Below are 25,530 nucleotides of genomic sequence, written 5' to 3'. Positions count from 1 at the left end.
CACCCTGGGCCCGGGTTTTCCGCGCCCCCGGGGGCCTCGGCCCCCAGGGGGCGCCGAGGCGCACGTCCGAAGCAGCGCGGCTATAGTTCCGGGACCAGCAGAACCCCAGGGTGAGGCCCCGTACGTGTTGACCCAGACCACCTCCCGGGTGCTCGAACCGAGCGACCTTGACGCCGCGCTCGCCGTCCTCGGCCGCGAGCCGGTCGCGAACGCCTTCGTGACCTCCCGGGTCCAGGTCGCGGGACTCGACCCCTGGCGCCTCGGCGGCGAGATGTGGGGCTGGTACGAGGACGGCATGCTCACGTCCCTGTGCTACGCGGGCGCCAACCTGGTCCCGGTCTGCGCCACCCCGCGCGCCGTCCGCGCCTTCGCGGACCGGGCGCGAAGAGCCGGCCGGCGCTGCTCCTCCATCGTCGGCCCGGCCGAACCCACCGCCGCGCTGTGGCGCCTGCTGGAACCCCACTGGGGACCCGCCCGCGAGGTCCGCCCCCACCAGCCCCTGATGGTCACCGACCGCATGCCCGCCGACATCGCCCCGGACCCCTACGTCCGCCGCGTCCGCAAGGACGAGATGGAGACGATCATGCCGGCCTGCGTGGCGATGTTCACCGAGGAGGTCGGCGTATCGCCGCTGGCCGGCGACGGCGGCCTGCTCTACCAGGCCCGCGTCGCCGAACTCGTCGGCGCCGGCCGCTCCTTCGCCCGCCTCGACGAGCACGGCAAGGTCGTCTTCAAGGCGGAGATCGGCGCGGCGACCAGCCAGGCCTGCCAGATCCAGGGCGTCTGGGTGGCACCCGAGTACCGGGGGAGGGGACTCGCGGGCCCCGGCATGGCGGCGGTGCTGCGCTATGCCCTCGCCGACGTGGCCCCGGTCGTCAGCCTGTACGTGAACGACTTCAACACGGCGGCGCGGCGGACGTACCTCAGGGTGGGCTTCCAGGAGGTGGGCGCTTTCATGAGCGTCCTGTTCTGAACCCGCTGTACGCTCCGGGCATGGACCTCGTGATCGGCTCCCTGGACCTCGCTGCCCGCGTCGACGAGGCCCTGGCCGTCCAGGCCGTAGCCTTCGGACTGGGCCCCGACGAGGTCGCGGTACGCCGGCAGATCGTCCAGCGGCACATGCAGTTCCCGGGCGCGCGGGCCCTCGGCGCGAGCGTCGGCGGACACCTCGTCGGCTTCGTCTACGGCATGCCCAACTCCCGCACCCACTGGTGGTCCACGGTCGTGGAGCCGTACCTCCGCGCGACCGGCAACGACTTCTGGCTGGACGACTCCTTCGTGATCACGGAGCTGCACGTCCACCCCCACCACCAGAACCGGGGCATCGGCCGCCGCCTGATCACCGCCATCACGGACTCCGCGACCGAACCCCGCTCGATCCTCTCCGCGATCGACACCGACAGCCCCGCCCGCGGCCTGTACTTCTCCCTCGGGTACGTCGACCTCGCGCGCCAGGTCCACTTCCCGAGCGCGCCGAAACCGTACGCGGTGATGGGCGCCCGCCTTCCGCTGCTCCGTGGAGGGAACCGGGGCGTATCCGATTTCCACCGGCACAGCCCGCCCGGCTAACCTCCTATGCCATCACCCTTACCCGGCAGGAGTACGAGAACCATGGCCAACGCACCGGTCCAGCGCATGTCCCAGTTGATGGCGAAGACGCTGCGCGACGACCCGGCGGACGCCGAGGTCCTCAGCCACAAGCTCCTCGTCCGCGCGGGTTACGTCCGCCGCACGGCCGCCGGCATCTGGAGCTGGCTGCCCCTCGGCAAGAAGGTCCTCTCCAACGTCGAGCGGATCGTCCGCGAGGAGATGGACGCCATCGGCGCCCAGGAGGTCACCCTCCCCGCCCTGCTGCCCCGCGAGCCCTACGACGCGACCGGCCGCTGGGACGAGTACGGCCAGGAGCTGTTCCGCCTGAAGGACCGCAAGGGCGGCGACTACCTCCTCGGCCCCACCCACGAGGAGATCTTCACCCTCCTGGTCAAGGACCAGTGCACGTCCTACAAGGACCTGCCGGTCATCCTGTACCAGATCCAGACCAAGTTCCGGGACGAGGCGCGCCCCCGCGCCGGCATCCTGCGCGGCCGCGAGTTCCTGATGAAGGACTCGTACTCCTTCGACCTGGCGGACGAGGGGCTCGCGCAGTCCTACGCCCTGCACCGCGAGGCCTACCGGCGCATCTTCGAGCGCCTCGGCCTCGACTACCGCATCTGCGCGGCCACCGCCGGCGCGATGGGCGGCTCGAAGTCGGAGGAGTTCCTGGCCCCGGCCGAGGCCGGCGAGGACACCTTCGCGGACTGCCCGAACTGCGACTTCGCCGCCAACACGGAGGCGATCACCTACGCCCTCAAGCCGGTCGACGCCTCGGACGTGCCCGCGCTGGAGGAGATCCCCACCCCGGACACCCCGACCATCGAGACCCTGGCCGCCTCCCTCGGCGTCCCCGCCTCCGCCACGCTGAAGAACCTGCTGGTCAAGGTGGACGGCGAGATCGTCGCCGTCGGCGTGCCCGGCGACCGCGAGGTCGACCTGGGCAAGGTCGAGGCGCACTTCGCCCCGGCGGTCGTGGAGATGGTCACCGAGGCGGACTTCGCCGGCCGCCCCGACCTGGTCCGCGGCTACGTCGGCCCGCAGGGCCTGGGCGAGAAGGTCACCTACATCGCCGACCCGCGCGTGGCTCCCGGAACCTCCTGGATCACCGGCGCCAACAAGGACCAGACCCACGCCAGGAACGTCGTCGCCGGCCGTGACTTCGAGGCCGACGCGTACGTGGACGTCGTCGTGGTGCAGGAGGGCGACCCCTGCCCCAAGTGCGGCACCGGCCTGAAGCTGGACCGCGCCATCGAGATCGGCCACATCTTCCAGCTGGGCCGCAAGTACACCGACGCCCTCAAGCTCGACGTCCTCGGCCAGAACGGCAAGCCGGTCCGCGTCACCATGGGCTCCTACGGCATCGGCGTCTCCCGCGCGGTCGCGGCCATCGCCGAGCAGAGCGCCGACGACAAGGGCCTGGTGTGGCCCAAGGAGGTCGCCCCGGCCGACGTGCACGTGGTCGCCGCCGGCAAGGCGCTGCAGACCGAGCTGGCCCTCGACGTCGCCGAGAAGCTGGCCGCCGCGGGCGTCCGGGTCCTGGTCGACGACCGGGCCGGCGTCTCCCCGGGCGTGAAGTTCACCGACGCCGAGCTGATCGGTGTCCCGCAGATCCTGGTCGCCGGCCGCCGCTCCGGCGAGGGCGTCCTGGAACTGAAGGACCGCAAGACCGGCGAGCGCGAGGAACGATCCGTCGAGGACGCGCTCGCCCGCCTGACGGCGGTCTGACCGCCGCCCGACCTCAGGACCACCGAACCGGCCCGCTCACACACACGAGCGGGCCGGTTCGGCATGGGCGGCACGGTGCCGTCGGGGCCCGGGGTCAGCCGAGCCGACCCATGAACTCCAGCAGGGATCAGCCGAGCCAGCTCGCGAACTCCAGCAGGAGCTCCGCGTCCTTCTCACGGCCGACGCGTCCGGCCCGTACGCCGGACTCCACCGCACGGAACAACGTCCACCCCCGCAACCTGTCCTGGTCCACCTCCAGCGACTCGGCGAGCCGCTTGATGCGCCGCCGGGTCGTCGCCGCGCCCGCCGGTGCCGCGATCAGGTCCTCCACCCGGTCCCGCACCAGCCGTGCCAGATCGAACGCGCACTCACCGACCACCGGGTCCGGGCCCACTGCGAGCCACGGCATCCGCTCCCCGGCCAGCACCTTGCTCTGCCGGAACGTACCGTGCAGCAACCGGTGTTCGGGCGGCGCCGCCAGCAGCTCCTCGCGGGCGGTGAGCGCCGCGTCGACCAGCGGCGCCACCTCGGGGTCGGCCTCCGCGCCCGCCCGCATCGCCGACGCCTGGCGTCCCGTGCGCTCGGCGACGGTCTCGAAGGCATGACCGGCTGGCGGGTCCACCCACAGCCGCCGCAGCGTGCCCGCGGCCTCCAGCAGCGCCTTCGCCTCCGGCAGCGACCGCACGGACACATCCGGGTGCAGCCGCTCCAGCAGCAGCACACCGTCCTCCGCGCCGGTTTCCAGCAGCTGTACGGCGCCCAGCCCGCCCCAGTGCGCCAGTGCCGCCCGCTCGCTCTCCGGACGGGCCCGCGACGGGGCCAGCTTCAGCACGGCCGGGGTGCCGTCGGCCCGCCGCACCAGCACCACGAGGCTGCTGCGGCCGCCCGGCACCTGAACCCGTTCCACGGTCAACTCGCGCCTGGCAACGGCCCGTTCGGCAGCCGCGGGCAACTCCGCGAGCCAGTCGTCCCCGGCCGGTGCCGTCTCACCGAGCGCCCGTACCAGGCGCGGCGGCGGTTCGAAAGCCATGCGCGAGTCGTTCCTTTCCAGTCCGGTCCAGTCGTAGGGGCGGCTACGCGGTCACGGGGACACCGAGGCAGTGGCCGACGGTGTCGTACCGGCCGCGCCGGTCCCTGCACCGGAGGACCGCTCGGCGAGCCCAGGGAAGGCTACGCTCTCCCCGCTCCAGCGCACTGCGCGCACCGCGGCCTCCCGCAGCGCGGCGGCGGCGGCGCCGCGCCGCGCGCCCGTCGCGGCCCGCACCAGGTCCGCGTAGACACCGGCGACCCGCTCCTCCAGCCGGGCGGCGAGCCGCACGGCGGCGGGAGAGTCCGGCACCGGGAACGGCAGCGCGTACCCGGCGTTCGCGGCGACCGGCTGTCCGCCCAGGTCGCGGACCTCGCGGATCAGTGCGTCCCGGCGCGCCCGGTGCGCGTCGTACGCCGACCGCGCCTCGGGCCGGCGCGCCGCGCTGATCCTGCCGCCGACGACGCCGTACCCGTACACCGCCGCGTGCTCCGCCGCCAGTGCCGCCTGCAGCGCCGCCAGTTCGGCCGACTTCGCCTCGTCGCTCACTTCGCCCCCTCCGTCAGCAGGTACGCGTGCGCGGCCCCGGCCGCCGCCACCGACGCCAGCAGCCGCGCGAGTTCGCCCGGCACCGCGGGCAGGGCCTTGGCACGCCGGTCGGCGAGGCCGCGCTCGGCGGCGGCCAGGCCGGCGAGGGCGGCCTTCTCGGTGGCCGGCACGGCCGGAGCGGCGGACGGGGAGGCCGAGGACCTCACGGGCGTGGGCGTCGTACCGTCCGCGAAGGCCGCGGCGTGGGCCGCGACCTGGGCGCGCAGCGGGCTCAGCCGCTCCGCCAGGCCGGGGTGCACGGCGAGCACGGCGTCGTACCGGGCGAGCAGGTCCCGGCTGTCCCGCGCCGCACGCGCGCGTGCCCGCTCCGTCGCCGAGGAGCCACCACCGGGGTCCGGATCGGCCGTGCAGCCCACCAGCAGAGCGGCACCGGCGGCCGAGGCGAGCAGGGATCTTCTACGCGGCCCCGAAGGGCGCAGGGGTGGGGGGTACGGCACGCTGACGTCCTCGGGGAGCTCGTACGAACACACGGGCGGGCTTTCATACCGCCCCGCCGTGATCACGGTACCCGCGCATCCCCTCGCCTCATATCACCGGCTCAGCGCACCCGCCCGACCTCGCATGCGAACCGCCCCCCGCCGGAGGCGATACCCTTTGACCAGACACGCGACCCATCCCACAACAGCACACGCGGCCGAGGAGTCACCCGGATGAGCACCACCCAGAGCGAGAGGCTGCGAGAGCTGCTGGAACCGCTCGTCACCTCCCAGGGGCTGGATCTCGAAGAGATCGCCGTGGACTCCGTCGGACGCAAGCGGGTGCTGCGCGTGGTCGTCGACTCCGACACCGGAGCGGATCTGGATGCCATCGCCGATGTGAGCCGTGCGCTCTCGGCGAAGCTCGACGAGACCAACGCGATGGGCGACGCGGCGTACGACCTGGAGGTCGGAACCCCCGGCGCGGAGCGCCTTCTCACCGAGCACCGGCACTTCGTGCGCGCCACCGACCGGCTCGTGAAGTTCCAGCTGACCGAGGGCGGCGAGCTGGTCGCCAGGATCCTGAACGTCGACGACGAGGGCCTCGAGCTCGAGGTGCCCGGGGTGAAGGGGCGCAAGGCCACCACCCGCAGGCTCGGTTTCCCGGAGATCGCCAAGGCGCGCGTGCAGGTCGAGTTCAGCCGCAAGGAAGACAAGGCCGACAAGGCCGAGAAGGACATGAAGGAAGAGGAGGAGGCGTAGCCGTGGACATCGACATGAGCGCCCTGCGGGGCTTGGTCAGGGAGAAGGAGATCTCCTTCGACCTGCTGGTCGAGGCGATCGAGTCGGCCCTCCTCATCGCCTACCACCGCACCGAGGGAAGCCGCCGACACGCGCGCGTGGAGCTCAACCGGGAGACCGGGCATGTGACCGTGTGGGCGAAGGAGGACCCCGAGGACCTCGAAGAGGGGCAGGAGGCCCGCGAGTTCGACGACACCCCGTCGGGCTTCGGGCGGATCGCCGCCACCACCGCCAAGCAGGTCATCCTGCAGCGGCTGCGTGACGCCGAGGACGACGCGACGCTCGGCGAGTACGCCGGCCGCGAGGGCGACATCGTCACCGGCGTGGTCCAGCAGGGCCGCGACCCCAAGAACGTGCTGGTGGACATCGGCAAGCTGGAGGCCATCCTGCCGGTGCAGGAGCAGGTGCCGGGCGAGACCTACCCGCACGGCATGCGCCTTCGGTCGTACGTCGTCCGCGTGGCCAAGGGTGTGCGCGGACCGTCGGTCACCCTCTCCCGTACGCACCCCAACCTGGTGAAGAAGCTCTTCGCCCTGGAGGTGCCGGAGATCGCCGACGGCTCGGTGGAGATCGCCGCGATCGCCCGTGAGGCCGGTCACAGGACCAAGATCGCCGTACGGTCCACCCGTTCGGGCCTGAACGCCAAGGGCGCCTGCATCGGCCCCATGGGCGGCCGGGTGCGCAACGTGATGGGCGAGCTGAACGGCGAGAAGATCGACATCGTCGACTGGTCGGACGACCCGGCTGAGATGGTGGCGAACGCCCTGTCACCCGCTCGGGTGAGCAAGGTGGAGGTCGTCGACCTCGCCTCCCGCTCCGCCCGGGTCACCGTGCCGGACTACCAGCTGTCGCTCGCGATCGGCAAGGAGGGGCAGAACGCCCGCCTCGCCGCCCGGCTCACCGGCTGGCGGATCGACATCCGGCCCGACACCGAACAGGTCGCCGAGTAACGCTCCTGTAACGAAGGGTGACGCCGAGGTGACCTGGTGACCCCGGGAATAGTTCCAAGCCGCAGGTCGCTTCGTTTACGACAACAGCCGTTCGATCTTTGCCCCGAAGGGGTGAGGTCGGTGCGGGGAGGTAGACTTAACTGTGTCTGGCCGGACGCACGCCGGAGCATGCCCTGAACGCACCTGTGTGGGGTGCCGGGAGCGGGCGGCCAAGAACGATCTACTGCGGATCGTGAAGATCGAGGACGCATGCGCCCCCGATCCTCGCGGTACGCTGCCCGGCCGGGGTGCCTATGTACACCCCGCCCTGGTCTGTCTCGACCAGGCGGTACGCCGCCGGGCGTTCCCGCGGGCACTGCGCGCCCCGGGGCCGCTCGACACAAAGGCGTTGCGCCATTACGTCGAGCAGACAACAGTTGCCGAGCAGGCAACACCGTAAGACATGCCGTACGGAACCCCGTGCGGCCTGGTACCTCGCGAGTCGAAAGCAGGTCGAGATTGCGATGAGCACTCGATGAGTACGCGATGAGTACGCCCATGAACTAGCGACGGTCCGGCTTCACCCGGACCTCAAAGGAGCGAAGTGGCTAAGGTCCGGGTCTACGAACTCGCCAAGGAGTTCGGCGTTGAGAGCAAGGTCGTCATGGCCAAGCTCCAGGAGCTCGGTGAATTCGTCCGTTCGGCGTCTTCGACCATCGAAGCGCCCGTAGTACGCAAGCTGACCGACGCCTTCCAGGGCGGTGGCAACGGCAAGTCCGCCGGCAAGCCCGCCCCGCGCAAGGCCGCCCCCAGGCCCGCCGCGCCCTCTCCGGCGCAGGCGGCTCGTCCTGCTGCCCCGGCCCCGAGGCCGGCAGCCCCCAAGCCCCCGACGGCGCCTGCTGCCCAGCAGCCGGCCGCCCCGTCGGCTCCCGCCGCGCCGGCCCCGGGCCCGCGTCCGGTGCCGGGTCCGAAGCCGGCGCCGCGTCCGGCTCCGGCCGCCCCGGAGTTCACCGCTCCGCCGGCCGCCCAGGCCCCGCAGGCTCCGGCCGCTCAGGGTCCGCGTCCCGGCGCCCGTCCGGGTGCCCCGAAGCCCGGCGGCGGACGTCCGGGTGGTCCCGGCCAGGGCCAGGCCCGTCCGGGCCAGGGTGCCCCGCGTGCCGGTGGCCAGGCCCCGCGTCCGGGTGCCCGTCCGGCCGGTCCGCGTCCGGGCAACAACCCCTTCACCTCCGGTGGGTCCACCGGCATGGCCCGTCCGCAGGCCCCGCGCCCGCAGGGCGGCGCGCGTCCCGGCCCCGGCGGCCCCGGCGGCGCTCCCCGTCCGCAGGCGCCCGGCGCCCAGGGCGGCGGTCCGCGTCCTCAGGCTCCCGGCGGTTCCCGTCCGAGCCCGGCCGGCATGCCCCGGCCGCAGGGCGGTCCGCGTCCCGGCCCGGCCGGTCCGCGCCCGAACCCCGGCATGATGCCGCAGCGTCCCGCTGCCGGCCCGCGTCCCGGCGGCGGTGGCCCCGGCGGCCGCGGTCCCGGTGCCGGCGGTCGTCCCGGTGGCGGCGGCGGTCGTCCGGGCGGCGGCTTCGCCGGTCGTCCCGGTGGCGGCGGCGGTGGCGGCGGCTTCGCCGGTCGTCCCGGTGGCGGCGGCGGTGGCGGCGGCTTCGCCGGCCGTCCGGGTGGTCCCGGCGGTGGCGGCGGTGGCCGTCCCGGCTTCGGTGGCCGTCCCGGCGGTCCCGGTGGCCGCGGTGGCACGCAGGGCGCCTTCGGCCGTCCCGGCGGTCCCGCGCGTCGTGGCCGCAAGTCGAAGCGGCAGAGGCGCCAGGAGTACGAGGCCATGCAGGCCCCGAGCGTCGGCGGCGTGATGCTGCCGCGCGGCAACGGCGAGACCATCCGTCTCTCCCGCGGCGCGTCGCTCACCGACTTCGCGGAGAAGATCAACGCCAACCCGGCGTCGCTCGTCGCGGTCATGATGAACCTCGGCGAGATGGTCACCGCGACGCAGTCCGTCTCCGACGAGACGCTGCAGCTCCTCGCCGACGAGATGAACTACGCGGTTCAGATCGTCAGCCCGGAGGAGGAGGACCGCGAGCTGCTCGAGTCCTTCGACATCGAGTTCGGCGAGGACGAGGGCGACGAGGAGGACCTGGTGGTCCGTCCGCCGGTCGTCACCGTCATGGGTCACGTCGACCACGGCAAGACCCGACTGCTCGACGCGATCCGCAAGACGAACGTCATCGCGGGCGAGGCCGGTGGCATCACCCAGCACATCGGTGCCTACCAGGTCGCGACCGAGGTCAACGACGAAGAGCGCAAGATCACCTTCATCGACACCCCGGGTCACGAGGCGTTCACCGCCATGCGTGCCCGTGGTGCGAAGTCGACCGACATCGCGATCCTGGTCGTCGCGGCCAACGACGGCGTCATGCCGCAGACGGTCGAGGCGCTCAACCACGCCAAGGCGGCCGACGTGCCGATCGTCGTCGCGGTCAACAAGATCGACGTCGAGGGTGCCGACCCGACCAAGGTGCGCGGTCAGCTGACCGAGTACGGCCTGGTGGCCGAGGAGTACGGCGGCGACACCATGTTCGTCGACATCTCCGCCAAGCAGGGTCTGCACATCGACTCGCTGCTGGAGGCCGTGATCCTCACGGCCGACGCCTCGCTCGACCTGCGGGCCAACCCGGCCCAGGACGCGCAGGGCATCTCGATCGAGTCCCGTCTCGACCGCGGCCGTGGTGCCGTGGCGACGGTCCTCGTCCAGCGAGGCACGCTGCGGGTCGGTGACACGATGGTGGTGGGCGACGCCTACGGCCGCGTCCGCGCCATGCTCGACGACAACGGCAACAACGTGGCCGAGGCCGGCCCGTCGACGCCGGTCCAGGTCCTGGGCCTGACCAACGTCCCGGGTGCGGGTGACAACTTCCTGGTGGTCGACGAGGACCGTACGGCCCGTCAGATCGCCGAGAAGCGCGCCGCCCGCGAGCGCAACGCCGCGTTCGCCAAGCGCACGCGCCGCGTGTCCCTGGAGGACCTGGACAAGGTGCTCAAGGCCGGCGAGGTCCAGCAGCTGAACCTGATCATCAAGGGTGACGCTTCCGGTTCCGTCGAGGCCCTGGAGTCCTCCCTGCTCCAGCTGGACGTCGGCGAAGAGGTCGACATCCGCGTCCTGCACCGCGGCGTCGGTGCGGTCACGGAGTCCGACATCGACCTGGCGATGGGCTCCGACGCCATCGTGATCGGCTTCAACGTCCGTGCGGCCGGCCGCGCGGCGCAGATGGCCGAGCGCGAGGGTGTGGACGTCCGGTACTACTCGGTCATCTACCAGGCGATCGAGGAGATCGAGGCGGCCCTCAAGGGCATGCTCAAGCCGGAGTTCGAAGAGGTCGAGCTGGGTACGGCGGAGATCCGCGAGGTCTTCAAGTCGTCCAAGCTGGGCAACATCGCCGGTGTGCTCATCCGGTCCGGCGAGGTGCGCCGCAACACCAAGGCCCGCCTCATCCGCGACGGCAAGGTGGTCGCGGAGAACCTCAACATCGAGGGCCTGCGTCGCTTCAAGGACGACGTCACCGAGATCCGCGAAGGGTTCGAGGGCGGTATCAACCTCGGCAACTTCAACGACATCAAGGTCGACGACGTCATCGCGACGTACGAGATGCGGGAGAAGCCGCGGGCGTAAGGGCCGGCGGTACCTGAAGCTGGCCGGCGGGACCTCGGTCCCGCCGGCCAGCTGGCCGTTGCCGGGGCCACGAAAACCCCGTCGAGCGACCGCGCAGGTTCGCGTAACCTTTTGGTGTCCCCGGCCCACACGGGCCCGGGGCCATCGATCCCGTACCGGCGGGTAGACCCGGCACACAACATGTACGTGGGGACTCTGTCCTTCGACCTCCTCCTCGGCGACGTCCACTCGCTGAAGGAGAAGCGCTCCGTCGTCCGCCCGATCGTCGCCGAACTCCGGCGCAAGTACGCGGTGAGCGCGGCCGAGGTGGACCACATGGACCTCCACCGGCGAGCGGTCATCGGCCTCGCCCTGGTCTCCGGCGACGCGGCGCACCTCACCGACGTACTGGACCGGTGCGAACGGCTGGTCGCCGCCCGCCCCGAGGTGGAGCTGCTGTCCGTACGACGGCGCTTCCACGGCGAAGACGACTGACGACCAGACCCAACACCAACGCAAGCAGAAGAAAGAACGGGAGACGGACCAGTGGCCGACAACGCGCGGGCGAAAAGGCTGGCGGACCTCATCCGGGAGGTGGTGGCCCAGAAGCTGCAGCGCGGGATCAAGGACCCGCGGCTCGGCTCGCACGTCACCATCACGGACACCCGGGTCACGGGTGACCTGCGGGAGGCGACCGTCTTCTACACGGTCTACGGCGACGACGAGGAGCGGAAGGCCGCCGCGGCGGGCCTGGAGAGCGCCAAGGGCATCCTGCGCTCCGAGGTCGGCCGCGCCGCCGGGGTGAAGTTCACGCCGACCCTGTCCTTCGTCGCGGACGCCCTCCCGGACACCGCCCGGACCATCGAGGACCTCCTCGACAAGGCGCGGCAGTCCGACGCGAAGGTCCGCGAGGCCTCCGCGGGCGCCGCTTACGCGGGCGGTGCGGACCCGTACCGCAAGCCGGCCGAGGACGACACGACCGAGACGGACGGCGACGCCGCGGAATGACCCAGAAGCACACCACGCCCGACGGCCTCGTCATCGTCGACAAGCCGTCGGGCTTCACTTCGCACGACGTGGTCGCCAAGATGCGCGGCATCGCAAGGACCCGCCGGGTCGGCCACGCGGGCACCCTCGACCCGATGGCGACCGGCGTGCTGGTCCTCGGCGTCGAACGCGCCACCAAGCTCCTCGGGCACCTCGCCCTCACCGAGAAGGAGTACCTGGGCACCATCCGCCTGGGCCAGAACACGATCACCGACGACGCCGAGGGCGACATCACCTCGTCCACCGACGCCTCCAAGGTGACCCGGGACGCCATCGACGCCGGCATCGCCAAGCTGACCGGCGACATCATGCAGGTGCCGTCCAAGGTCAGCGCCATCAAGATCGACGGCGTGCGGTCGTACAAGCGGGCCCGCGAAGGCGAGGACTTCGAGATCCCCGCCCGTCCGGTGACGGTCTCCTCCTTCACGGTGTACGACGTCCGGGACGCCGTGACCGACGACGGCACCCAGGTCCTCGACCTGATCGTCTCGGTCGTCTGCTCCTCCGGCACCTACATCCGCGCCCTCGCCCGTGACCTGGGCGCCGACCTCGGCGTCGGCGGCCACCTCACCGCACTGCGCCGGACGCGCGTCGGGCCGTACAAGATCGATACGGCGAGGACGCTGGACCAGCTCCAGCAGGAGCTCACCGTGATGCCCATCGCGGATGCCGCCGCGGCCGCGTTCCGCCGCTGGCAGGTGGACGACCGGCGCGCCCGGCTGTTGCTCAACGGCGTCCGGCTGGAGATGCCCGACGAGTACGCGGGCGCCGGTCCCGTCGCCGTCTTCGACCCCGAGGGACGCTTCCTCGCGCTGGTCGAACACCACAAGGGCAAGGCCAAGAGCCTGGCCGTCTTCGGCTGAGCCGACCGCGGCTGAACCGAGCGCGCAGGGTCTGCCCGTGGAGCGGCGGCCGGCCACGGGGCGGGCCCCTGCCGCCGCTCCACGATCCCCCCTCGGTTCCCCCACCCCTAGGGTTATCCAGCGGCACCCGGCTATTCACCCGACCGGGCAGGCGCTCGGAGTGAACCGGGGGAGCGGAAGGGGGCGCGTTCGCCACACGATCTGTCCCGCCGATCACCGCACGCCTACCGTCGACAACAGCGCGACGGAAGACGGGCGTGCGAGCTCGGCGGGGAGGTACGGCCATGGCGGGACGGGGCCCGCGCACCGACAGGGGCGCCGACGCCACCAGCTACACCACAGGTACCACTGGCATCGGTGACATCGGTGGCACCGCAGGCTTCTCACACCGCGCGGAGGGTCTGTCGGACCCCACGGCCGCGCCGGGCACGCAGGACGACGGCCCCCGCCCCGACCCCGCACTCGTCCAGGTCCGCGACCTCGCCGGCCGGCCCCGGGGCGTCGGCTTCCTCGCCGATCACCGGGGCACCCTGCTCACCAGCCACGAGGCGGTCGACGGCCTGCCCCGGCTCGTGCTGCAGGTCGCCGGCGGCGACCGCACCTGTGTGGTCGCCGCGGACGCCGTCACCCCGCTGCCCGAGCGCGACCTGGCCCTGGTCCGCACCGAGGGACTGGGCCTCGACCCGCTGCCGCTGACCGTCCGGGAGCGGATCGACGCCGGAACCTATGTACGGGTCCCCGCGGGCTGCTGGCGTCAGGCGCGGGTGCTGGCCTCCACCGAGGTGACGTACACCGCCACCGACCGCTTCCATCTCCTCCAGGACGCGCTGGAACTGGCCATCGGCACCGCCGGCCAGGACGCGCTGCGGCTGGGCGGCGGTGCGGCCGGGGGACCCGTGCTCGACACGGACACCGGCGCGGTGATCGGCGTCCTCGGCACCGCCCTGCACTCCGCGCAGCGCGACACGGGCTTCGCGCTGCCGCTGCGGCCCGCCGACGGCCCCCTCGGCGAGCTGCTCGCCCGCAACGCGGCCACCGTGCCCGCCTACGGCGCCGACCTCAACCTCGCCGGGATCCTGCAGCTGACCGCCACCTCGGTCGGCCAGGACGGGCCGCAGGGCCTGCTCGCCGGGGCCGTGGAACCGGTCGAACGGCACGACGTCGCACGGGAGTTGGCCGCCTTCACGGACGGCGAGCGGGCCGTGCTCGGGCTCGTCGGCGCCCCGGGCAGCGGCCGTACGACGGCGCTCGCGGCCCTCGCCGCCCGCCGGGCCCGCGGCGAGTGGCCGGCCCCGACGCTGTGGCTGCGCGGCGCCGACCTGGAGGATGCCGACGACTCGGTGGCCGACGCGGCCCGCCGCACCCTGGAACGGGCCGCCAGGATCGTCGCCGCCGCCCGCGCCGTCCGCCCCGAATCCCTGGGCGACCTCACCCCCGAACACCTGGCCCACCTCGCCGCCCGGGCCGGCCGCCCGCTCCTGCTCCTCCTGGACGGCCCCGAGGAGATGCCCCCCGTCCTCGCCCACCGCCTCCCCGAGTGGACCGGGGGAACGGCCACCTGGCTGCGCCGGACCGGAGCACGCCTGGTGGTGGCCTGCCGCGAGGAGTACTGGGAGCGGGCAGGAGCGGAATTCCCCGCCGAGCTGCTCCACACGCCGACGTCCCCCATGGCGACGACCCCGCCGACCCCGGCCTGTTGTGCGGCTTCCGTCGCTTCAGCCGGATCCGCGGCTCCGGGTGCTCCCGCTGCTTCGGTGGCTGCGGGCGCCTCCTCCGGTCCCGTGGCTCCCGGCGCTTGCCTCGGTGCCGCTGCGCCGGACGCCCCTTCCGGGCCTGTGGCTCCCGCCGCCCCCATCGGAGTGGCTGCGGCCGCCCGCACCGGTTCCATGGCTGCGGCCGCCCCTACGGGTCCCATGGCTCCGGCCGGCCCTGCAGGGCCGGGGACTGCCGTGGCTGCGGCCGCCCGGCCCGCACCGGCAGCGTCCGCCGCTCCGGCGGGTGCTGCCGAGCCGGCCACTCCGGCGGGCACCCCGACCCCCGCGGACACGGACACGGACACGGCCCGCGCAGTCCTGGTCAACCCCGCAGACGCCGCCGAGCCGGGCACCGCCCCCAGCAGGCCGACGGCACCCCTGCCACCCTGTCTGCACCTGCCCGATCTGACCGCGGACGAGGCCCGTCTGGCCCGTGTCCGGCACGCGATCCCCGACGGCGCCCTGACCGAACGCGACGCCCGGCATCCGCTCACCCTCCGGCTGCTGTCCGAAGTCCGGGCCGCCACCCCGGACGCACACATCGCGGGGCCGGTCGACCGGCACGAGGTGTTCGCCGCCCACCTGGACCTGATGTGCCTGCGCATCGCGGTACGGCTCGCCGCGGAGAGAGGCCTGCGCGGCACCGCCGTACGCCGGCTCGCCGCTCGCGTGGCCGGGCAGGTGCACGAGGCCGCCCGGCGGAGCCTCGGGCCCGGGCAGGGTGAGCTGGACCGGGCGTCGTTCGAGGCGGTGTTCCCCTGGGGGCCCGCCCCGGACCGACTCGGCGGCGGCACCGGCTGGGCGTCCGCCGTACTGGCCGAGGGCCTGCTCGTCCCGGCCGGCCGGGGCTACCGCTTCGCGCACGAGGAGCTGGCCGACTGGATCCAGGGCATGCACCTCGACCTCGACGAGGCCCTGCGCGCGCTGGTCCACCGCCCCCGGTCCGACCGCGAAACCGCCCCCGTGCCGGTGCCGCACCATCGCGTCGGCCCCGTCGTCCAGGCCCTGCTGCTCCTCGCCCGGCAGCACGGCGACCACCAACTGGCCGCCCGGCTGCGGGATTTGACCGACGCCGTGGACCGCGACCCCGGCTCCTGGTGGGCCGCCCGGCTGCTCGCCCGCACCCTGCTGGAGGTCCCGGACGCGACGCCGTACACCGAGGTGCTGCGGCTGCTCGCCGACCGGATCGTGGCCTGGCGCCGCGCGCAGCGGCCCGTGCCGGCCGAGTTCGGCCCGGGCTTCTGGACCGAACTGCCGGTCCCGGACACCGAGCGGCTCGATCTGCTGCGTCGGCTCGTGCCGGCCGACCGGACGCCCCCGGAGGCCGGCGAGCGTTACCTGGACGCCGTCGCCCGGCTGCTCGCGGCCGCGCCCACCGCCGTACAGCCGCGGCTGACGTGCTGGTTCGACGACGAACGGCCGCTGCCCGCGACCCCGCACGCCACCGTCGCGACGGCCGCGCAGGCGCTGCTGCACACCCACCGGCACGGCGCACTCGACGACCTCACCGAGACCCTGGTGGCGAGCCCGCACCGGCGCGCCGACGAACTGCTCGCGACCCTCGCCGAGGACGAGCCGTCGGCCCTGTGCCGGGCGGTCGACCGCTGGGCGCACGACGAGCGCCCCGCCCGCCGGGCCGCGGCCGTGGCCCACGGCCTGCGCACGGCCCCGCACGTCCGCTCGGCGGCCGACCGCGAACTGCTGCGCTACGCCGCCCTCACCCTGCTGGCCCGCCCCGCCGACCGCGCCCTGCACGGCGGCGCCCTCGCCCTGCTGGTCCGCGACCCGCAGACCCGCGACCGGCACCTCCACGCCGCCCTGCGGCACTTCGCGGACGGCGACCCGCAGTTCCCGCCGAGCGCCCTCGCCCCCGCCCTGACCACCCACCCCGAGCCGGTCCTGGAGGCCTTCCGCGCCCGCCTGTGCGGCCCGCACCCGGAGGAGGCGCTGCACACCCTCGCCGACGTCACCACCCCGGCCCTGGCCCGCCGCGTCGCGCCCCTGCTCCAGGAGGCGGCACGGCTGCGCCCGCAGACCGCCGGCCTCCTCGCCGCCCACCTCGACCGCAGCCTCGCCCAGGGCCCCACCGCCCGCCCCGTCCTGCTGCCCCTGGTCACCGGCCTGCTCGACGGCGCCCCCGAGCAGCTCCGCGCCGCCCTCGCCACCGTCCTCGCCGCCGACGGCACCCCCGCCTCCCGCCCGCTGCGCCGGGAGCTGCTGGAACTTCTGCTCGCCCGGGAACAGGCCCCCGCCGTGCTGAACGCTGTGCTGCACGCGGTGGCCGAGCACGACGCAGGGGACGGCCGGGAGGAGGAGGTCCGCGGGCTCGTCCACCGCACCGGCCTGCTCCTTGTCCGCACCCCCGAGGGCGCCACCTGCTTCGACCGCGGCCTGGTCGATCTGGGCCGGCACGTGCCGGGCTTCGCCGCGCGGATGGCCGGCTGGCTGGCCGCCACCCCGGACGAATGGGCCGCCGTCGTGGGCCCCAGCACCCGTCGCATGCTGGAAAACCTGTCGGGTGTCCGCGTACCGGCCTGACCGGCGGCGAGGCGTACGGGCCCGACCGGCACCCGGGTGCGCGGTGGACGTGCGCCCGGTCACAGCCCCGGTACCGATGCGGGTCCGGGGCACCCGGCATGGCACCCTTAGACCTGCGCAAGTCTTAGGCGTCGATTTGGACACGGGTTCGAGGAGCGGTCACAGTGCAGCGCTGGCGTGGCTTGGAGGACATCCCCCAGGACTGGGGGCGCAGCGTCGTCACCATCGGTTCCTACGACGGCGTCCACCGCGGCCACCAGCTGATCATCAGGCACGCCGTCGACCGCGCCCGCGAGCTGGGCGTCCCGGCCGTCGTCGTCACCTTCGACCCGCATCCCAGCGAGGTCGTCCGCCCCGGCAGCCACCCGCCGCTGCTGGCCCCGCACCACCGCCGTGCCGAGCTGATGGCGGACCTGGGCGTGGACGCGGTCCTCATCCTCCCCTTCACCACCGAGTTCTCCAAGCTCTCGCCCGCCGAGTTCGTGGTGAAGGTCCTCGTGGACAAGCTGCACGCGAAGGCGGTCGTGGAGGGCCCGAACTTCCGGTTCGGCCACAAGGCGGCCGGCAACGTGGAGTTCCTCGCCGAGCAGGGCAAGATCTACGACTTCGAGGTCGAGGTCGTCGACCTGTACGTCACCGGCGAGGCGGGCGGCGGACAGCCGTTCTCCTCGACCCTGACCCGCCGCCTGGTCGCCGAGGGCGACGTCGAGGGCGCCCGTGAGATCCTGGGCCGCCCGCACCGCGTGGAGGGCGTGGTCGTGCGCGGCGCCCAGCGCGGCCGCGACATGGGCTTCCCGACGGCCAACGTCGAGACCCTCCCGCACACCGCCATCCCCGCCGACGGCGTGTACGCCGGCTATCTGCACGTCGAGGGCGAGGCCATGCCGGCCGCGATCTCCGTCGGCACGAACCCGCAGTTCGACGGCACCGAGCGCACGGTGGAGGCGTACGCCATCGACCGCGTCGGCCTCGACCTGTACGGCCTGCACGTCGCCGTCGACTTCCTCGCCTACGTGCGCGGCCAGGCGAAGTTCGACACGCTGGAGGCCCTGCTGGAGCAGATCGCCGCGGATGTGAAGCGGTGCCGCGAGATCGTGGCGGCGGAGGGGTAGGCCTTTCGGCGGTGCCACGCATTGCACGAATTGACAGGGCGGCCGGTGCGCTGAGCACCGGCCGCCCTTCGCTTGCCTACTGCTGCGGATAGCCGGGCTGCTGCTGCCCCTGCGGCGGCTGGGGGTAGCCGTACGGCTGACCAGGCTGCTGCGGCGGCTGGCCCTGCTGCGGCGGGTACGGCTGCTGGCCGGGCGCCGCCTGCGGATAGGGCTGCTGGCCCGGTGCCTGCGGGTACGGCGGCTGTCCCTGCTGGGGCGGATAGGGCTGCGGCGGCCCGGTGTACAGCTCCTGGCCGGGGGCCTGCGGATAGGGCTGGCCCGGCATCGGCTGGCCCGGCATCGGCGGGGCGGCCACCGGCGGCGGGTTGCCGTCGCTGGTCCACAGCCCGTGCGCCTGCTGGTGCCGTACGAAGTCCTCGGCGACCATCGCGGCGAGGTTGAAGTACGCCTCGCGCGTCCGCGGCCGCATCATGTCGAGGTCGACCTCGGCACCGGCGGCCAGATGTTCGTCGAAGGGCACGACCACGACCCCGCGGGTCCGCGTCTCGAAGTGGGACACGATGTCCTCGACCTTGATCATCTTGCCGGTCTCGCGGACCCCGGAGATCACGGTGAGGGACCGGGAGACCAGGTCGGCGTACCCGTGCGCGGACAGCCAGTCCAGCGTCGTACTGGCGCTGCTCGCGCCGTCCACGGACGGTGTGGAGATGATGATGAGCTGGTCGGCGAGGTCGAGCACCCCGCGCATGGCGCTGTACAGCAGACCGGTGCCCGAGTCGGTCAGGATGACCGGGTACTGCCGGCCGAGCACGTCGATCGCGCGCCGGTAGTCCTCGTCGTTGAACGTGGTCGAGACGGCCGGGTCCACGTCGTTGGCGATGATCTCCAGACCGGAGGGCGCCTGCGAGGTGAACCGCCGGATGTCCATGTAGGAGTTCAGGTACGGGATCGCCTGCACGAGGTCGCGGATGGTGGCCCCCGTCTCCCGGCGCACCCGCCGCCCGAGGGTGCCGGCGTCCGGGTTGGCGTCGATGGCGAGGATCTTGTCCTGCCGCTCGGTGGCGAGGGTGGAACCGAGTGCGGTGGTCGTGGTCGTCTTGCCGACGCCGCCCTTGAGGCTGATGACCGCGATCCGGTAGCAGGACAGCACCGGGGTGCGGATCAGCTCCAGCTTGCGCTGCCGCTCGGCCTCCTCCTTCTTGCCACCGAGCTTGAACCGGCTGCTCGCCGCCGCGGGCCGTCCGCTCTTGGCCTTCTGCTTCCTGTTGTTCAGCAGCCGGTCCGAGGACAGCTCCACGGCGGCCGTGTAACCGAGCGGCGCGGCGCCGGGGTTGGTCGGCTGCCGCTGGTCGTGCTGGACGGCCTGCGGCCATGCCCCGCCGACCCGCGGGTCCACCGGCGCCTGGGGGGCCTGCGGCGCCTGCGGGACCTGCGGGGCCTGGCCGGCTGCCGGGGCGCCGTCCGGTGCCTGCGGCGGCTGGGGGAAGCCGTAACCGCCGGGCTGGGGCTGGGGCTGGGGCTGCGGGGTGGGGGTGCTGGGCTGGGGGGCGGGGTGCGGCGGGAATCCGTAACCACCCGGCTGGGGCTGGGGCTGGGCGTTGGGGGTGCCGGGATGGGGGAAGCCGTAACCACCGGCCGCGTTGGGGCCGTTGGGGCTGGGCTGGGGCGCGGGGGGCGGGGGGAAGCCGTAGCCACCCGCCGCGGCGGGCCCCGTCGGGCTCGGCTGCGGTCCCGGGCCCGCCGTCGGCTGACCGGCAGCGTTCGGCTGACCGGGATGGCCGGCCTGGCCGGGGTGACCGGACTGCGGTGCCGTGGGCACGCCGGGCTGGTTCGGCTGGTGTGCCGGGTTCGGCCGGCTCCAGGCGGCGGGCGCGGGCTGCGGCGCTTGCGGCTGGAAGGGCGGCTGCTGGCCGGGGCCGTCACCGGGGCCCTGCGCGGCCGACGGCTGCGGCTGGCCGGGCATCGGGCCGGGCTGCTGCTGCGCGGGCCACTGGGCCGCCGGAGCGGGCGCCGCGGGCTGGTAGGAGGGCGGCAGCGGAGGCACCCCGCTCTGCGGCGCGGGCGGAGGCGCCCAGCCGGGCCGGGCGTCCTGGACGGGAGCGGGGGGCACGGTGTCCTGGGGCGCGCCGGCCTGTGCGGTGCCGTCCGGCCGGGCGCCGTCCTCCGCGCCCTGCGCGTCCTGCGCGGCCGCGTCCGTGGTCCCCGTGCCGTCGGACTCGGCGTCGTCGGACTCGGTGGCGTCGGACTTGGCGTGCTCGGACTCGGCGTCGTCGGGCTGGGCGTCGTCGGCGGATCCCTCCCGGGCGCCGTCCGTCTCACCGGTCCCGGCACCGGCGTCGCCCTCGGGCGTGTCGCCGACCTGGGCCCTGCTCGCGCCCTCGCCCTCGCCGCTGTCCTCCTGCGCGTCGGACGCGGAGACAACCGCGTCCTGCCCGGAACCGGCGTCGGCCCCGGAACCGGCCTCCCCGGAGGTCACGTCCGCGGACCCCGCGTCCGACTGCTCCTCGGCGCTCTCGGCACCCTCGGCCGAGCCCTCCGGCGCGGACGCCTCGGACGCGTCGCCCTCGGCACCGGCGGAGCCCGTGGCCGTACCCGCCGTACCCGCAGTGGAGCCCTCGTCGTCGGCACCACTCCGGATCGCGGCGGCGCGCTCGGCGATCTCGGCGATCTCGCGCTTCAGGGCCACGGCGGAGAACCGCATGGTGGCCCCGCTCTCCAGGTCCCCGTTGCTCGGCTCCGGCTCGGCGGCGGGCGCCGGAGACTCCGGCTGCGCCTGCTGGGCGGCCTGCGCCTGCTGAGCCGGTTGGGCGGCCTGCGGCTGCTGCGCCTCGAACCCTTCGGGCAGCCGCGGCATCGGTACGGGATTCCCGACGGGCGGCGTGGGCGGCGCGGGCGGCATGGGCGCGGCGTAGGGAGCGCCCTGGGCCGGCGGAGGCAGGGTGTAGGACGTGTCCGGGGCCGGCGCGGGAGGCGGGGGATAGGGAGTGCCCTGGGCCGGCGGTGCAGGCGGGGTGTGGGGGGCGCCCTGGGCCGGCGCGGGAGGCGGGGTGTAGGCGGAGCCCTGGGTCGGCGGTGCAGGCGGGGTGTAGGGGGCGCCGTGCGTCGGCGGGGGCGCCGGAGCCGGCGCAGGCGTACCGGACGAGCCCTGCGCGTTCTGCGTGTACCAGGCGGGCGGCGCGTAGTCGATGGTGAACTCGCCCGTCATCTCGATGGCGGACTCCGCGTCGGTCTGGTCGTCGTCGGGTGTGTCCCAGCCCCCGCGGATCCCGTCCCGATCGCTGTTCACAGTTCCTCCTGGTGTGGTCGAACACCCTCATGCCGTGTCGGGGCGACCAAGTTGTGTCGTTCCGAGTCGTCCGTGGTCGTTCGGGGCAGCCCGATCCGGCGGTTCTCCCCCTGGGGCGCCGACGTCCGGTCCACGGGTTCGTGTCATCGTGCCCCGTCCCAGCCTAATCACCACGAGCCGTACCCCGGCAGGCCCGCCCGCCTCCGAGCACGTGCCCGCCGGTTCACGGGGCGCTCCGAACTGCCGCAACCACCCCGTGGCTTGCCCGGCGAATTGGGCACCAATCAGCAGGCAAGTGACGAACCCGGAATGCACACGCCCCGAACAAAAAGGACATGGCGGGCGGTTCAGTCCATCCGACGTGGTGTGCCCAACAATCCGATCTCGGCGTCCGTGGGTTGGGTCAGCACGTACTGCCGGTCACGATCCGTGCACCACAGGGTGACGCCGTCGGGCAGTCCCGGAAGGGACTCCACCTCGGTGCGCGTCAGCCCCATGGTGCGACCCAGTTCTGCGGCCTCGTCCGGCGAAACCCGCTGGATTCCGGCGAGCCGGGCCTGGCGCAGCAGCCGGGGCGCGACCGGGCTGAGATACGGCAGCAGGGTCAGCACCGACTGCCAGGGCCCGGACACCACGCGTCCGCGCGGGGGCCGCATGCCACAGTCCCGCACCGCCAGCACCGGCGTACCGGCGGAGGCACCCTGCGGCGGCACACGACCGACGTCGTACACGGACAGCCCGTTCTGCCCGCCTCCCATGGCGTGCACCATCTGCATCCAGGCCTGCGGCCGGCCGGTCTCGACCGCGACGCGGGCGCCCGTGGCCGCCGACCGCAGCGCCAGCACCTGCGCGGTCCACAGACCGCCGATCAGCACGACGTCGTACGGGGTCGGCCGGTTGATGCCCAGTACGGCCGGCTGGCCCTCGGCGTCGACCCCCGCCACCACGCCGTCGTCCCCGATGGGCAGCGTGAGCGCGTCCAGGTGCTGCACGGTCAGCGCGTGCCGGCCGTGCCGGGGCCCGATCAGGCCCAGTCCGTGCCGCAGCAGTTCGGCCGCCCGGCGCGGACCGGATGCCGCCGGGGCCTCCGTGTCCGGCAGGGAGGACATCGCCGGGATCGTCGTCACCGCGCACCTCCGAGCGGCAGTGTGGCCAGCATGCCCGGCAGCTGTTCCCGGTCGAGGCGGGCCAGGCCGGCCCCCGCCTGCCGGGCGGCGCTCTCCAGCGCGCGCCGCGCAGCCACGAGTTCCTCGTCGCTGCGCCCGGTCACCCGCAGATGAGCCGACAGCGCCACTTCCTGCCGCTCGCCGTGCGTGAGCGTGAGACTGAACGTGGTCGCGAGGGCCGGTATCGCCGTGACCCGGGCGACGAAGTGGGGGAGCGATTCGCCCCGCCCGCCGCCCAGTTGGGGCCAGCGCCTGACCCAGTACGTCGTGTGCCGGCGGTTGTCGCAGCGCCAGCTGCGCCCGGACTCCTCCGTGCGCCGCTCCCGGGTCTCGCCGCGCCCGGCCTCGGCGGTGACCAGCGGGTTGGCGCAGGCCGAGGTGGCCAGCGCGGCGACCAGCTCCTCTTCGTCGAGCACGCGCGCCCGGAACCCGGCGCCGGTCAGCCGGCTCGCGAGATGGTCCGCGCTCCGCGCGACGCACTTCTGCGCACCGAGCAGACCACCGCCGCGCGCGGCCACCGCCTCCGCGCACAGCTCCGGGTCGAGCTTCAGGGCGATCCAGGTGATGCGCACCGCCGGGGCACCCGTCCGCTCCTGCAGCGGAAGGTAGTTGGAAACGGCGACGGACTGCTGGGGCAGGTGCAGCGCAGGCGCCGGCTGGGTGTGCAGCACGATCTGCGCCGATTCCAGCCGGATCCCGTCCACCTCCAGCGCGTCCCGCACCAGGGCGACCGGCAGCGGCTGCCGGCTCCGCTCGGCCCGCAGCGCCGTCGCGTCGGCCTCCACCTGGAGCACGGCCGTGACGAAGGTGCCGTCCCCGACGACGCCGACGGGGCGCCGGTCCCGTGGGCCGTAGGAGTAGGTGCGCAGGGCGGGCTCGCACTCGAGGGCGGGGACGAGCGCCGGTTCCGTGCCCGGCGGTATCGGGGTGGTGGCGGCACGGCGTTGACGTGCCTTCAATGCCCTTGCGGTGGACAGCCATTCAGGCAACGACCGTCCCCGGCGCCGTATGAACGCGAGCGCGACCAACACCAGTGCGACAACCGCGGCGGGCACCAGGGCCACGGGTCCGATCACCCAGCCGACGACGAGCGCGGCCACCGCGAGTTCCGGCAGTACAAGCCGTTGCAGGCGGAACGAACCGGACTCCAGCGGACGGACAGCCGGACGCGCCGCATCCGGCTGTCCGTGCCGGGACGGCGTCTGCCGCGGTCCCCCCGGTTCCTGGCCGGCCACCGGAGCGCTGGGTGTCCGCTCCTGCCGGCGAGTACGGGCCCGCGTCCCCGAAGCCCTCAACTCATCCCCCCGCTTGTCCTCACAGTTCGCTGGAATTCCGCCCCTGAGCAAGGCGCTTGGGAGTCCAGGCGCCGTACCCGCGCCACGGAGCGGATCAGACACCAGGCATAGTAGGGGGTCGATCCGACAACGGAGAACGGAGACAGTGGTCTCCGGCCGTCATCCGGACGGCACACGGGGAGAATCAGGGCAGATGGCATCTCGGCGGGATCAACTCAACGCCTACACCTTTGCGAAGCAGCGCATGCTCGCGGCGTTCGTCCAGCCTTCCTCGGACGGTTCGGAGGAAGGAGCTCCCAAGCCCTTGCGGGCGATCCTGCCCAGCACCATCGTCGGAGTGGTCGTCATGGCCGCGTTCGGTGCCTGGGGCATGTTCCGGCCGACCGCACCGCAAGGCTGGGACACCCCGGGCGAAAAGGTGATCATCGCCAGCAAGTCCACCACCCGATACGTCGTCCTCACCACGAACGGCAAGACCGAGCTGCACCCCGTACTGAACATGGCGTCCGCGAAACTCCTCCTTGCCGACGGCAAGGGGGAAGTGGTCACCGTCGACGAGTCGATCCTGGACAACGGCAAGATCCCCCACGGCGTCACCATCGGCATCCCCTACGCCCCTGACCGCCTGCCCTCCAGCGAGGAGGCCGGCGCGAAGAAGCGCTGGGCCGTCTGCGAGCGTCCGAGCGCGGGCGGGACAGCCATCCAGAAGGCGGCATTCGTCCTCGCTGCCCGGGACATGAACAAGACCGAGCGGCCCAGCGAGAAGCTCGGTGGCGGCGAGCTCCTGTACGTGGCCGATCCGAACGGGAAGCGCTATGTCGTGGATGCCCACGGCACCGCGTACGAGGTCGACAAGAACGACGAACTGCTGCTGCGTACCTTGGTGGGTGCCGGCCGGCAGCCCGAGCAGGTGTCGCGGGACTGGCTCGAAACCCTTCACACGGGTGATCCGATCGAGTTCCCGAAGATCGAGGGAAGGGTGAGGGCGCCCGCCGGCATCCAGGGCGGGCTGCCGGAGCAGGCGGACCGGGTCGGCATGGTCCTGCGAGCTCCCAACGGCGACCACGAGCAGTACTACGTCGTCGAGCAGGGAAAGGTCCTGCCCGTCTCGGACTTCACCGCGAAACTGCTCCTCAACAGCAAGGATCTGGTCGGTCTCGGCCAGGCCGGTCAGGCCCTCGACGTCAGCGCGGGCGCGTTCGAGCCCGGCACGACCGCCTTCGCGGGTGACCGCACGTGGCCGAGCCTCGCCCCCGAGGTCGTCAACGACGCGGGTCTCTCGGGTGGCAGCCGCAACACCATCTGCAGCGTCCTGCGCGACGTCGACAGGAGCGACGGTACGCGGACCACCCTGAGCACCTGGGCGGGCACGGACTTCCCAGCCACGCTCCCCACCGGGTCGTCGAGTGCGTACGTGACCCCGGGCTCCGGCCAGCTCTACCGCCAGTACCAGGGCACGAACACCAAGGTCGGCGGGCTCTTCCTCGTCACCGACACCGGCCTGCGCTACGCCATGCAGTCCAACGCCGACAGCGACACGGACGGTACCGAGTTCGGCATGACGCCGCAGCAACGCAAGGAGCTGCGGCAGGAGGCCCAGCTCGCCCAGATCCGCCTCGGATACTCCGAGGTGGAGCCCGCACCCGTACCGGCGGCCTGGTCCCTGTTCCTGCCGACGGGACCACGCCTGTCGACCACGGCGGCGAGCCAGCCGCAGGGTTCGTAGGAG

General features: G+C 73.5%; 19 protein-coding genes. 13 read left to right on the top strand and 6 right to left on the bottom strand.

All coding sequences use genetic code 11. The features are described from left to right. Positions 1 to 124: 124 nt before the first annotated feature. Genes ACFYZB_RS26905 through ACFYZB_RS26895 form a run of 3 tightly spaced genes read left to right on the top strand, consistent with a single transcriptional unit; the run spans position 125 to position 3,318 of the window. Positions 125 to 973 carry a GNAT family N-acetyltransferase gene (locus ACFYZB_RS26905; RefSeq protein ID WP_388763143.1) on the top strand — a complete coding sequence of 283 codons (849 nt, stop codon included), beginning with the start codon at positions 125 to 127 and terminating at the stop codon, positions 971 to 973. A 20-nt stretch (positions 974 to 993) separates the two neighbouring features. Continuing rightward, entirely contained in the window at positions 994 to 1,569 is a 576-nt protein-coding gene (locus tag ACFYZB_RS26900) for a GNAT family N-acetyltransferase (RefSeq protein ID WP_388763141.1), read from the top strand. Positions 1,570 to 1,611: 42 nt separating this feature from the next. Next, a complete protein-coding gene (locus ACFYZB_RS26895; protein WP_388763139.1) occupies positions 1,612 to 3,318 on the top strand; it encodes a proline--tRNA ligase in 1,707 nt (568 codons plus the stop codon). A 127-nt stretch (positions 3,319 to 3,445) separates the two neighbouring features. On the opposite strand, the gene ACFYZB_RS26890 is transcribed toward ACFYZB_RS26895, so the two are convergent. Genes ACFYZB_RS26890 through ACFYZB_RS26880 form a run of 3 tightly spaced genes read right to left on the bottom strand, consistent with a single transcriptional unit; the run spans position 3,446 to position 5,391 of the window. Next, the gene (locus ACFYZB_RS26890) at positions 3,446 to 4,348 is read right to left on the bottom strand and encodes an aminoglycoside phosphotransferase family protein (RefSeq protein ID WP_388763138.1); all 903 of its coding nucleotides are present in this window, start codon (positions 4,346 to 4,348) and stop codon (positions 3,446 to 3,448) included. A 51-nt stretch (positions 4,349 to 4,399) separates the two neighbouring features. Then, positions 4,400 to 4,894, bottom strand: a complete 495-nt coding sequence (locus ACFYZB_RS26885; RefSeq protein ID WP_388763137.1) for a ferritin-like domain-containing protein — start codon at positions 4,892 to 4,894, stop codon at positions 4,400 to 4,402. Next, positions 4,891 to 5,391, bottom strand: a complete 501-nt coding sequence (locus tag ACFYZB_RS26880) for a hypothetical protein (protein ID WP_388763136.1) — start codon at positions 5,389 to 5,391, stop codon at positions 4,891 to 4,893. The genes ACFYZB_RS26885 and ACFYZB_RS26880 overlap by 4 nt, the downstream gene beginning before the upstream one ends. 213 nt (positions 5,392 to 5,604) lie before the next feature. On the opposite strand from ACFYZB_RS26880, the gene rimP reads away from it, so the two are divergent. The 9 genes from rimP (at position 5,605) to ACFYZB_RS26835 (ending at position 18,054) form a co-directional block, all read left to right on the top strand. Further along, the gene (rimP, locus tag ACFYZB_RS26875) at positions 5,605 to 6,132 is read left to right on the top strand and encodes a ribosome maturation factor RimP (protein ID WP_388763134.1); all 528 of its coding nucleotides are present in this window, start codon (positions 5,605 to 5,607) and stop codon (positions 6,130 to 6,132) included. A 2-nt stretch (positions 6,133 to 6,134) separates the two neighbouring features. Beyond that, positions 6,135 to 7,121, top strand: a complete 987-nt coding sequence (gene nusA, locus ACFYZB_RS26870) for a transcription termination factor NusA (RefSeq protein WP_351210742.1) — start codon at positions 6,135 to 6,137, stop codon at positions 7,119 to 7,121. A 142-nt stretch (positions 7,122 to 7,263) separates the two neighbouring features. Beyond that, a complete protein-coding gene (locus tag ACFYZB_RS26865; protein ID WP_351210740.1) occupies positions 7,264 to 7,560 on the top strand; it encodes a YlxR family protein in 297 nt (98 codons plus the stop codon). Positions 7,561 to 7,704: 144 nt separating this feature from the next. Then, positions 7,705 to 10,761, top strand: a complete 3,057-nt coding sequence (infB, locus tag ACFYZB_RS26860; protein ID WP_388763131.1) for a translation initiation factor IF-2 — start codon at positions 7,705 to 7,707, stop codon at positions 10,759 to 10,761. A 180-nt stretch (positions 10,762 to 10,941) separates the two neighbouring features. Further along, positions 10,942 to 11,235 carry a DUF503 domain-containing protein gene (locus ACFYZB_RS26855; RefSeq protein ID WP_388763129.1) on the top strand — a complete coding sequence of 98 codons (294 nt, stop codon included), beginning with the start codon at positions 10,942 to 10,944 and terminating at the stop codon, positions 11,233 to 11,235. Between the two features lie 51 nt (positions 11,236 to 11,286). Next, positions 11,287 to 11,748, top strand: coding sequence for a 30S ribosome-binding factor RbfA (gene rbfA / locus ACFYZB_RS26850; RefSeq protein WP_351210736.1), 462 nt, complete (start codon positions 11,287 to 11,289; stop codon positions 11,746 to 11,748). Then, complete coding sequence (gene truB / locus ACFYZB_RS26845; protein ID WP_388763127.1) at positions 11,745 to 12,650, top strand: tRNA pseudouridine(55) synthase TruB; 906 nt, start codon at positions 11,745 to 11,747, stop codon at positions 12,648 to 12,650. The genes rbfA and truB overlap by 4 nt, the downstream gene beginning before the upstream one ends. A gap of 284 nt (positions 12,651 to 12,934) precedes the next feature. Continuing rightward, positions 12,935 to 16,942, top strand: a complete 4,008-nt coding sequence (locus ACFYZB_RS26840) for a trypsin-like peptidase domain-containing protein (protein WP_388763125.1) — start codon at positions 12,935 to 12,937, stop codon at positions 16,940 to 16,942. A 164-nt stretch (positions 16,943 to 17,106) separates the two neighbouring features. Further along, positions 17,107 to 18,054 (top strand): bifunctional riboflavin kinase/FAD synthetase, encoded by a 948-nt coding sequence (locus ACFYZB_RS26835; protein WP_388763123.1) that lies wholly within the window; start codon positions 17,107 to 17,109, stop codon positions 18,052 to 18,054. Between the two features lie 76 nt (positions 18,055 to 18,130). Here the strand turns inward: ACFYZB_RS26835 and ACFYZB_RS26830 are convergent, their stop codons facing one another. From ACFYZB_RS26830 to eccE, 3 genes are all read right to left on the bottom strand, one after another. Beyond that, positions 18,131 to 21,340 (bottom strand): SCO5717 family growth-regulating ATPase, encoded by a 3,210-nt coding sequence (locus ACFYZB_RS26830; RefSeq protein ID WP_388763121.1) that lies wholly within the window; start codon positions 21,338 to 21,340, stop codon positions 18,131 to 18,133. Between the two features lie 347 nt (positions 21,341 to 21,687). Continuing rightward, positions 21,688 to 22,449 (bottom strand): hypothetical protein, encoded by a 762-nt coding sequence (locus ACFYZB_RS26825; protein ID WP_388763309.1) that lies wholly within the window; start codon positions 22,447 to 22,449, stop codon positions 21,688 to 21,690. A 14-nt stretch (positions 22,450 to 22,463) separates the two neighbouring features. After that, positions 22,464 to 23,801 carry a type VII secretion protein EccE gene (eccE, locus tag ACFYZB_RS26820; RefSeq protein WP_388763120.1) on the bottom strand — a complete coding sequence of 446 codons (1,338 nt, stop codon included), beginning with the start codon at positions 23,799 to 23,801 and terminating at the stop codon, positions 22,464 to 22,466. 193 nt (positions 23,802 to 23,994) lie between these two features. Between eccE and eccB the strand changes: the two genes are divergently transcribed. Continuing rightward, positions 23,995 to 25,527, top strand: coding sequence for a type VII secretion protein EccB (gene eccB / locus ACFYZB_RS26815; RefSeq protein WP_388763118.1), 1,533 nt, complete (start codon positions 23,995 to 23,997; stop codon positions 25,525 to 25,527). Positions 25,528 to 25,530: the final 3 nt, after the last annotated feature.

Origin of the sequence: Streptomyces sp. NPDC001852 (assembly GCF_042891825.1) — a bacterium.
Classification (GTDB): Bacteria; Actinomycetota; Actinomycetes; order Streptomycetales; family Streptomycetaceae; genus Streptomyces.
The sequence above is the reverse complement of the archived record's forward strand: the minus strand, read 5'-3'. Positions and strand labels throughout refer to the sequence as shown.

Excerpts from the sequence above, each read along its gene's own strand:
- ACFYZB_RS26890 (WP_388763138.1), bottom strand. The coding sequence starts at position 4,348 with ATGGCTTTCGAACCGCCGCCGCGCCTGGTACGGGCGCTCGGTGAGACG.
- ACFYZB_RS26895 (WP_388763139.1), top strand. The coding sequence starts at position 1,612 with ATGGCCAACGCACCGGTCCAGCGCATGTCCCAGTTGATGGCGAAGACG.
- ACFYZB_RS26840 (WP_388763125.1), top strand. The coding sequence starts at position 12,935 with ATGGCGGGACGGGGCCCGCGCACCGACAGGGGCGCCGACGCCACCAGC.
- ACFYZB_RS26900 (WP_388763141.1), top strand. The coding sequence starts at position 994 with ATGGACCTCGTGATCGGCTCCCTGGACCTCGCTGCCCGCGTCGACGAG.
- eccB (WP_388763118.1), top strand. The coding sequence starts at position 23,995 with ATGGCATCTCGGCGGGATCAACTCAACGCCTACACCTTTGCGAAGCAG.
- ACFYZB_RS26855 (WP_388763129.1), top strand. The coding sequence starts at position 10,942 with ATGTACGTGGGGACTCTGTCCTTCGACCTCCTCCTCGGCGACGTCCAC.
- truB (WP_388763127.1), top strand. The coding sequence starts at position 11,745 with ATGACCCAGAAGCACACCACGCCCGACGGCCTCGTCATCGTCGACAAG.
- ACFYZB_RS26825 (WP_388763309.1), bottom strand. The coding sequence starts at position 22,449 with ATGTCCTCCCTGCCGGACACGGAGGCCCCGGCGGCATCCGGTCCGCGC.
- rimP (WP_388763134.1), top strand. The coding sequence starts at position 5,605 with ATGAGCACCACCCAGAGCGAGAGGCTGCGAGAGCTGCTGGAACCGCTC.